The sequence below is a fragment of the Pontibacter diazotrophicus genome, assembly GCF_003367245.1.
GTDB classification, from domain to species: Bacteria; Bacteroidota; Bacteroidia; order Cytophagales; family Hymenobacteraceae; genus Pontibacter; species Pontibacter diazotrophicus.
Genome location: NZ_QRGR01000061.1, coordinates 1 through 7,733 on the forward strand (window position 1 = coordinate 1; position 7,733 = coordinate 7,733).

Below are 7,733 nucleotides of genomic sequence, written 5' to 3' on the forward strand. Positions count from 1 at the left end.
ACATCGAGATCTTCTACAACAGAGAAAGACTCCATTCAAGTCTGGGATACCGTACACCCAAACAAATGGAAGAAATGTTAAACATTTAGCAGCTTAATCCTTTGTCCAATTTATTGTTGCAAGTTCACTATACGTAAGAAAGGAAAAGAGAAGCCAGTCTTACAAGCATACATCTTTGCCCCTTAATAGAGGCTGCGATGTTAATCTTTTGGCCGTGTAACGTCTTTTATGATAACCCGGGGAAGTGTATATAGAAGCTAAGGCTTATTAGTGCCTCATCGGCATACCTGGCTTTTCTTTGCCCAGCATGTTGATTGCTGCCCTAAAGCCTTTGGCTAAATCTGTCGCCTGCCCGTTTCCATAGTAGTGCAGGAAGATCATGCGCGGGTCGTCCCCCAGCATATGGTTGTGCACCGCCACCACCTCCAGTCCGTTCTGCCGTAGCACCTTGATGACAGGGTTCACCTCATGCTCCAACATGGCAATGTCTCCGGCTATGTGCGCCTTCTCTTTGGTACCGGCAAAGGTGGCCCAGGAGTTCAGCCCGATGGCCGCCGTCAGTTCCGCTCCCATCGCTTTTATAGACAGGTCATCCCGCCCCACTGTATATTTATAGGTCGGCCCGTTGACACTGCCCTTGTGTTTGACAATGGCATCCAGCGAAGGTATGTCGAATCTTGCTGTTGCCGGCTGCTCCGTACTGCCTGCTGCTTTTGGCTGATTCGCCGGGTAAAGCTTGCTGTCCCTGATGGAGGCGGCGTATTTCCGGGCAAGGTCTGCCGGCTCCCCTACCCCGTGCACGTGCATGTAGAAGATGCGAGGCTCTTCATAGAAGAAGTGGTTGTGGATGGCGCTTACTTCCAGCCCATTCGCGTGTGCCGCCGAGATGAGCGGGTTTACTTCCTCCTGCAGCAGAACCGTATCGCTCATCAGCACAGTGGACTTACCGTCAAGTGCTTTCTTAAACGCTACCCACCCCCCGAAGCCGAAGGAGGTAGGCACCTCTTCTCCCTTTATTTTAACCTTTAGGTCGCCTCGCGGCAGTGAAATGTTGAGGGTAGACTGCTCCTCATTGTAGTTACCCTTCTTACCCAGCGCAGCCTCTATGGCCGTAATCTCCTGCGCGCTCAGAGGAGGAGTCTTAGCGGTTTGTTTATCTTCAGCAGCCGCCAACACCTGCTTCATGTCGAACAAGCTTGCCGCGCCAAGCATGGCTGTAGTGCGCAGCACTTGGCGGCGGTTGAGGTAGAATGTTTTCATTGTTTATATGTTGGTTCAGGTAAGAAAATAGTTCATTTGGCAGCTCATGAATCGGCACCACTTCAGCATATACGAGCCTGGCAGCTAATGCGCCAGAATAATTCAGTTTCAAGGCATCAGGATTAGTTTATCACTGATTTACCACCAATTTTTTACTCTTGCTGGTCCTGTTATTTATTTCTTTTGCTCTTTCTTCACCAAAGCAAGTATAGTTGAAAGTTCTTTGGCCGAGAGGTAGCCTCCATGCTGATAGATAATTTCCATATCAGCGTTCAGCACAGAAAGTGTCGGGAAAGATAGATGCCCGTTTATGCTCCCGAGCTGCTCAGCCAGCTCATGCACCCCTGTTTCGTTGCCTGTCGGCCTGTACTTGAAGGTGTGCCCGTAAAAAGGTGTATCCTTTTTCTCTTCTGCGTTCAGGGAGACAAAGTAAAAGCTTTCATTCAGTAGTTTCACCACGCGCTCATCCTGTAGCGTACTCATCTTCATCCTTGAGCAGTACCTGCACCAGTCAGCAGAGATAAAAACCACCACCGGCCTTCTCTCCGCCTCTTGCAGCCCCTCCAATTGCTCAAACCGGAAAGAATCCGGCTGGGCAACTGCCGGTAATTTAGTGATTCCAACCAGCACCACAACCAAAAGTAATCTTTTCATAATCGTCCTTATTTGATGCTAAACCTTACTCCCAGAAACCCCCTGATGCCCTGATTGGGCGCGTACACATAAGTGGGGTCAAAAGTCAGCGCGTAAGGGTTGCCTGGAGTCGGCACTGCCTGCCCGTTGCCGTCAAACTGAACCTCCTTGTCAAACGGATCATGTGACCTTGAAATGCTAAAGGCAGCCGGTGTGAAATTAAGCAGGTTTTTCACGCCGCCGTAGACCTCCATCCTTCCGCCGGGGCTGCCCCAGGTGAGCTGGATGTTCTGAATACTCCACCACGGGGAATACTCCGGCCTTGGGTCAAGTTCCCCCAGCAAAGGCAGGCGCATAGGCCCGTAAAGATTACCGGTGTAATCAATCCCCAGGTTCAACGGCTTTATTTTATAGGTTACAGCCCATGTTCCGGTCCACCTCTCGGTAAGTATCTGCCGCTGCTTCACCATGCTGCCGCTCTCGTCCTCTTCTTTCGTGTACACATCCATGTAAGTGCCCCCAGCTATCACCTTCAGGCCGTTGAGCAGTTCCACATCCAAATTCAAGGTGATACCCTGTGTAACAGCATGGCCTCGGAGGTTGGCGTAGATGATCCTGTTAGGATCGGTGTCGTAGTCCGCTATGATGCGGTTATTGAAGTAGGTGTACCAGGCGGTGGCATCAAAACCCACGAAAGCACCGTTTCCGGCAACCATTTTTTTGATATAATTAACATTGACATTGTAGCTCTTCTCCGGTTCAAGCTCCTCCTGCACGTCTACTATTCTGGATCCGGTGAGGGCGGCGTGCTCCTCTGTGAAAAGGTTCACCACCCTAAACCCCGTCCCAGTGTTCAGGCGCAGGATGTTGTTTTCATTGAGCGCCCACTTGTAGGCCAGCCTTGGGGTGAGGATGTCGCCATGCCTGGAGTTATAATCGTAACGCATGCCTAGCAGCAGTTTATGCTGTTGAGAGAGTGCTATCTCGTCCTGCACGAAGAATCCGGGAAGCCAGGTTCTGTCAGGCTGATTCACCGGAGCCAGAGTATCAGGACTGGCTGTGGCCGGTGTGTTGTCATCGTAGTACGTATAGCGGAGGGCAGTACCCAGCAGCAGGTCATGCTTGTTGATTTTCTTATCCCAGGTAAGCTGCGAGAAAGCAATTTTCTGATCGGCAAAGTAAGGGATGTCTCCATACCAGGAGTTTTGGCTGTGGTCATTAACGGAGAACATCAGCAGCATCTTCTCCCTTACAGGCAGCTGGTAATTACCAATCAGTTCCCATCTGTTTGTGTAAATGCTCTCCCCGTATATGCTGTCGCCTCCCCTGAAGGACTTGTTCCAGCGCATGTCTCCGCCCCAGCGGTCTTCGTAATAATAGCGCCCAGCCAGGGAAAGCAGCCTGTTTTCTTTTCTCTGGAAATTCCATTTCTGGAAAACAGAAATCCGGTCCTGCAGCGTCACGTCCGTGAAGCGGTCGCCATTGTTATCTTTCGGTTTGCTGTAGTTGAAATAATTCACCCCTGTCAGCACCGACGCCTTCTGTCCCGCATTCAGTTTAAACGCCAGGTCCGCATTATACTCCTGCCAGGAGGTGGCAAACACATCGGCATAGAACAAGGGAGCGCTGGAGGGCTTCTTCGTTATCACGTTTATCAGCCCGCCCACTGCCTCAGAGCCATAGAGGGAGGAGGCCGGCCCTTTTACAATCTCAATGCGCTCCACCATGGCGTTGGGTATGCCTGACAGGCCATAGACCGAGGAAAGGCCGCTCACGATGGGCATCCCATCAATCAGGATCATAGTATAAGGCCCTTCCAAGCCATTGATGTGAATATCGCCCGTGTTGCACACATTGCAGTTAAGCTGTGGGCGCACCCCGTTCACGTTCTGCAGCGCATCGAAGAGCGAAGGCGTGGGATTCTTTTTAAAGAAGTTCTGTGTATATACCTCCACAGGGACGGCACTCTCCAGCCGGCTTACCTCTTTCATAGTGCCTGTTACCACTACTTCGCTGACTGTTGTTGAAGCAGGGTAGAGTTGAAGGTCAACAGTGGCCGCTTCTCCCTCCGCCACTGTCACTTGGCGGGAAGTTGATGTATATCCGACTGATGAGACCTTTAAGGTGTAAGTTCCGCCAGGCACCTGGCTGATGAGATAGAATCCGGAGGCATCGCTGGTCGCCCCCTTTGCTGTGCCAGCCAGGCCCACACTAGCGTAGGCTACCGGTACTCCGTCAGCAGTAACTTTTCCTGATATAGCGGCTGTTTGAGCCTGCGATGTGAATGCGGCAATGAGCAGCATGAAGGTGAGAAGCAAGCGTAGGTGTGTCCTCATAGCGGTGTAGTTTGAACAAAGATAATTTAATTAAAGTAATATAAATAAATATTTAGGCTAATCTAAATTTAAATTAAGACTACACCTATTACGACTGGTTGTGGTGATTGTTTCTATAGAGAGAAAAAAGAGTATAAGACCTGCAGGAGAGGGAAAGTATGACTCAATAGGTTACTATGTCCTTCTCAATTCAGGCAAATGGCTAGAAAAAGATAGCCCAGACCTGTACCTGCGAGGCAGGCTGTGAAAGCTGTTTTGCACATGGCGTCTGATAGTTTCAAATTGGATGGACAACGTTTTTTAGGACGATTCAATTTTTATGGTTTCCCAGAAAACGTGGGAATAATGAGATCGTGGAACCTTGGGCGGCACCTGCCCCTGCAGCCTCTGTTGCGTCTCATTTTGCCGTCTCAAAAATCAAAATATTTTTCTATTTTTGAGATGAGTTTATGATACTGATATGAAGATAGGATACGCCCGGGTCTCGACCCAGGACCAGAAGCTGGAGCGGCAGCTTGACGCCCTCACCCGCCATGGGTGCGGGCAGATATTCAGAGAGAAGAAATCCGGAAAGAGCAAGGAGCGCCCGGAGCTGGAGAAGATGATTAGCCAACTTAGGAGCGGCGACACAGTTGTGGTGTGGAAACTGGACAGGCTGGGCCGCTCGCTGCGGGACCTGATAGACCTGGTGTCGGAATTCAAAGAAAGGGGGGTGGAGTTTGTGAGCCTGCAGGACGGCATCAACACGGCCACGCCCATCGGCCGCTTCACCTTCAACATCTTCGCCTCATTGGCAGAGTTCGAGCGGGAAATCATCCGAGAAAGAACAAAGGCGGGGCTCGATTCAGCCAAATCCAGGGGAAATAAGGGCGGCAGACCTACAGGCCTATCAAAGGCAGCCATGGAGAAGGCAAAGTCAGCCAGGATACTCTTCGACTCCGGAACAAAGTCAGTGGAGGAGATAGCTAAGATACTGGGCATTGGCAGGGCCACCTGCTACCGCTATATCGGCCATATCACCACCACAGATGAAAATGCAAACGTGAAATGATAAAGATAAAGCACCCGGACGAGAAATACAGGAAGAACCAGGAGGAGTTCCTAAACTCCTGCTCGCCGGAGGACAGGCGCTTTCATGCGCTGATGTTTACCTATGGCAACATCACCTATCGCTACCACCAGCGCTCCACAGAGTTCAGCCCCAGCCTTCAGGATTTCTATGAGTGGCTGGAGGGACTGCCGGAAGATACCGGCATGGACATGCGCCGGCTGGGGTTTGAGAAATGCAAATCAGCCCCTTCCTTCACCAGGTATATAATGGAGAAGAACGACGTGGGAATGGAGGAGTACATCCGGCAGCACATGGATGCGGAGGACTATGCTGCCTACAATGCAATGAGAAAAGCTTTTTGATGGTATTATTACAAGAAAGTGATAGTATAATCAAAAATATTATAGGATTATAATGTTAAAGCTCAAGCTAATGCTGCTACCTTTGGGTGTGGCTAACGACTTCTAGCGAAGTGGTTACTTCATGTTTAGTTTGGTTTTTGGATGATAGGGTAGTCTATGGCTACCTTTTTCTTTTCTCTGCTTGGCTGAAAGGCCCAGAAATGATTCAGAAGGCTTTCTAATGGCTAAAAACAAGCCGCAACAACGTGTTGCAACAGAATCGCAACACGAGGCATTGCTAGGCATAAACGGATGAAATAGAAAGCATCCCTTAAACCGTATCAAAATTCCCGCGTTTGGCGGGACAAGCACAGACAGCTATTCTGGGTAAGTTATTATGCTGCACCTTCTTCGGCTCCGTAACAAAGACCGTGGAGGAGATAGCAAAGATTCTTGGCATCGGCAGGGCCACCTGCTACCGCTATATCCAAAGCACAAGTGAGGCAGTGTGAAAGGGAGGGCCAGAGCCGCGATAGTTTTAGGCTGAATACCCAGAAAGTAAACTCATTTGGCAGCCCCGCTGTTAGGGAGAGGTAAAAGAACAAAGGAGACTGTTTAAAGGGGCTGCCTCACAGGTTCAGCCCCTTTTGCTTTTCCACAGCACAAGCACATCATGAAAAACAGACTCCCGAAGGAGCTGGTGACAATCTCCCTGACTGACATGGACTTTATCGCCCTAGAGCTAGACATAAACAACTGCAACATAGAAATAAAGTGGCTCCGGCAAACCAACAGCGATGAGTACCAGCGTGGGCTGAAGGTAGCCTTGACCATTGCCTTAGAGCTGAAGAAAGAGCTGAGGAAGACAAATGCACTTGTAGAAGCATACCAATAAGGGCCTTGGCTTGCTATTGCACATTTACTCTAAGCAGCATCATTCAAGAAAACAGGCTCACATGCGGTAGAACTTCGCTTTGAACTGCTCTGCAGGATTGGCCCATGCTGTTTGCTGCTTTTCGCTCTCAAAGCTGACAATCAAACTCATCAGAACCTTCAGCTCTTTTGCCGCTTCAGAGCCAGCAGGCGCGTCTTTTATTTGCTCTATGCGTGAGGCAACCGCATAATATTGGGCATGTGTCGATATCATATTCTATTTTATCTTGGCTAAGGATAATATACGGCTTGCCTTTGCCATTGTGTGCGTCACTCACACGGGTTTTTAAGTGGGTTCACCATTTCATGAGTAGCTCAACACACTGCCGAAGCGCCGATCCTGGCTATATCTCTGGTGTTAGACTTGTGTATCTACACACATTTGTGTATCTGCATTAAATCCACTACATTCATAAGAGAACAGCACCTATATAAGTGATTCTCTACGACAACGGCTTTATCAAGCTTGAATATGAACCCTCTACTGACATTCTATACGTCAGGGCACCTGACGTACACGAATATGACCTACTGCAAATTTATCAGGCTTTCAATATCTTTATCGAAGCCGTTACTAACTATGATATAAAAAAATGCATACTGGATACCAGTGAGACGGACATGAATGTGAGTGATGAAGACCACAGAATAGTAATGAGGCACCTTGGCAATGGGTTAATGGCAACGCGCCTGCAAAAGTTAGTCCGAATTGCCACCAAAGACGTCGCCAGGGAGAGCGGGGTGAAAAAGTATGTAAAGCAGGTGTATGATGAAGTAAAGCCAGCGGGTACATTCAAAAACTTCCCCGACAAAGACGCCGCCATAAAGTGGCTAACAGCTAATTAGGCTCTTGTAGGGCCATAAGTCTTCCTAAGCACTCATCTCTCCAGAAGGATAGATAAGCCTTATGGGTTGAAAGTGCACAGAAGTGGTGCAGGTTACGGCATGTTATATACAAGCCGCAGGAGCTATTTTACTGCAAATGCTCAGAGAGTAAGTAATTTATTCTAACGGACTGGGCTTTGCGGTGGCGTAGCTACCGTAAAGGTGTGGTTAGAGCATGTTTTTTTCTTTTTCTGTTAAAGGCTCATGTCTGGAAACTACTTTTATCTTTCTTCCTGAAGAGTCGTAGGTAAAGAATTCTATAGACTTCTCTCCCACAACCATACTAATTGCTAT

9 protein-coding genes are annotated in these 7,733 nt (G+C 49.0%); 5 read left to right on the top strand and 4 right to left on the bottom strand.

Annotated elements, in window-relative coordinates; all coding sequences use genetic code 11:
• Positions 1-267: 267 nt before the first annotated feature.
• The 3 genes from DXT99_RS26385 to DXT99_RS26395 all read right to left on the bottom strand — a co-directional run bounded on the left by DXT99_RS26385 (position 268) and on the right by DXT99_RS26395 (position 4,229).
• A complete protein-coding gene (locus DXT99_RS26385; protein WP_317048165.1) occupies positions 268-1,260 on the bottom strand; it encodes a DUF1259 domain-containing protein in 993 nt (330 codons plus the stop codon).
• Between the two features lie 174 nt (positions 1,261-1,434).
• On the bottom strand, positions 1,435-1,914 hold the full coding sequence (locus tag DXT99_RS26390) for a thioredoxin family protein (protein ID WP_115568599.1): 480 nt from the start codon (positions 1,912-1,914) through the stop codon (positions 1,435-1,437).
• A gap of 8 nt (positions 1,915-1,922) precedes the next feature.
• Complete coding sequence (locus DXT99_RS26395; RefSeq protein WP_115568600.1) at positions 1,923-4,229, bottom strand: TonB-dependent receptor; 2,307 nt, start codon at positions 4,227-4,229, stop codon at positions 1,923-1,925.
• Between the two features lie 460 nt (positions 4,230-4,689).
• Here DXT99_RS26395 and DXT99_RS26400 point away from each other — a divergent pair, with 460 nt between their 5' ends.
• The 4 genes from DXT99_RS26400 to DXT99_RS26410 all read left to right on the top strand — a co-directional run bounded on the left by DXT99_RS26400 (position 4,690) and on the right by DXT99_RS26410 (position 6,516).
• The gene (locus DXT99_RS26400; RefSeq protein WP_115568601.1) at positions 4,690-5,280 is read left to right on the top strand and encodes a recombinase family protein; all 591 of its coding nucleotides are present in this window, start codon (positions 4,690-4,692) and stop codon (positions 5,278-5,280) included.
• Complete coding sequence (locus DXT99_RS26405) at positions 5,277-5,642, top strand: hypothetical protein (RefSeq protein ID WP_115568602.1); 366 nt, start codon at positions 5,277-5,279, stop codon at positions 5,640-5,642. Before DXT99_RS26400 ends, DXT99_RS26405 begins: the two co-directional genes overlap by 4 nt.
• 335 nt (positions 5,643-5,977) lie before the next feature.
• A complete protein-coding gene (locus DXT99_RS27290; protein ID WP_181885288.1) occupies positions 5,978-6,133 on the top strand; it encodes a helix-turn-helix domain-containing protein in 156 nt (51 codons plus the stop codon).
• A gap of 161 nt (positions 6,134-6,294) precedes the next feature.
• Positions 6,295-6,516: a hypothetical protein gene (locus tag DXT99_RS26410; RefSeq protein WP_115568603.1), complete on the top strand. Its 222-nt coding sequence runs from the start codon at positions 6,295-6,297 to the stop codon at positions 6,514-6,516.
• Between the two features lie 57 nt (positions 6,517-6,573).
• Here DXT99_RS26410 and DXT99_RS26415 read toward each other — a convergent pair whose 3' ends face one another.
• Positions 6,574-6,768 carry a hypothetical protein gene (locus DXT99_RS26415; protein WP_115568604.1) on the bottom strand — a complete coding sequence of 65 codons (195 nt, stop codon included), beginning with the start codon at positions 6,766-6,768 and terminating at the stop codon, positions 6,574-6,576.
• Between the two features lie 221 nt (positions 6,769-6,989).
• Here DXT99_RS26415 and DXT99_RS26420 point away from each other — a divergent pair, with 221 nt between their 5' ends.
• Positions 6,990-7,400, top strand: coding sequence for a hypothetical protein (locus tag DXT99_RS26420; RefSeq protein WP_115568605.1), 411 nt, complete (start codon positions 6,990-6,992; stop codon positions 7,398-7,400).
• Positions 7,401-7,733 lie beyond the last annotated feature (333 nt).

Coding starts and splice junctions, on each gene's coding strand:
- DXT99_RS26410 (WP_115568603.1), top strand. CDS start 6,295: ATGAAAAACAGACTCCCGAAGGAGCTGGTGACAATCTCCCTGACTGAC.
- DXT99_RS26395 (WP_115568600.1), bottom strand. CDS start 4,229: ATGAGGACACACCTACGCTTGCTTCTCACCTTCATGCTGCTCATTGCC.
- DXT99_RS26400 (WP_115568601.1), top strand. CDS start 4,690: ATGAAGATAGGATACGCCCGGGTCTCGACCCAGGACCAGAAGCTGGAG.
- DXT99_RS26405 (WP_115568602.1), top strand. CDS start 5,277: ATGATAAAGATAAAGCACCCGGACGAGAAATACAGGAAGAACCAGGAG.
- DXT99_RS26385 (WP_317048165.1), bottom strand. CDS start 1,260: ATGAAAACATTCTACCTCAACCGCCGCCAAGTGCTGCGCACTACAGCC.
- DXT99_RS26390 (WP_115568599.1), bottom strand. CDS start 1,914: ATGAAAAGATTACTTTTGGTTGTGGTGCTGGTTGGAATCACTAAATTA.
- DXT99_RS26415 (WP_115568604.1), bottom strand. CDS start 6,768: ATGATATCGACACATGCCCAATATTATGCGGTTGCCTCACGCATAGAG.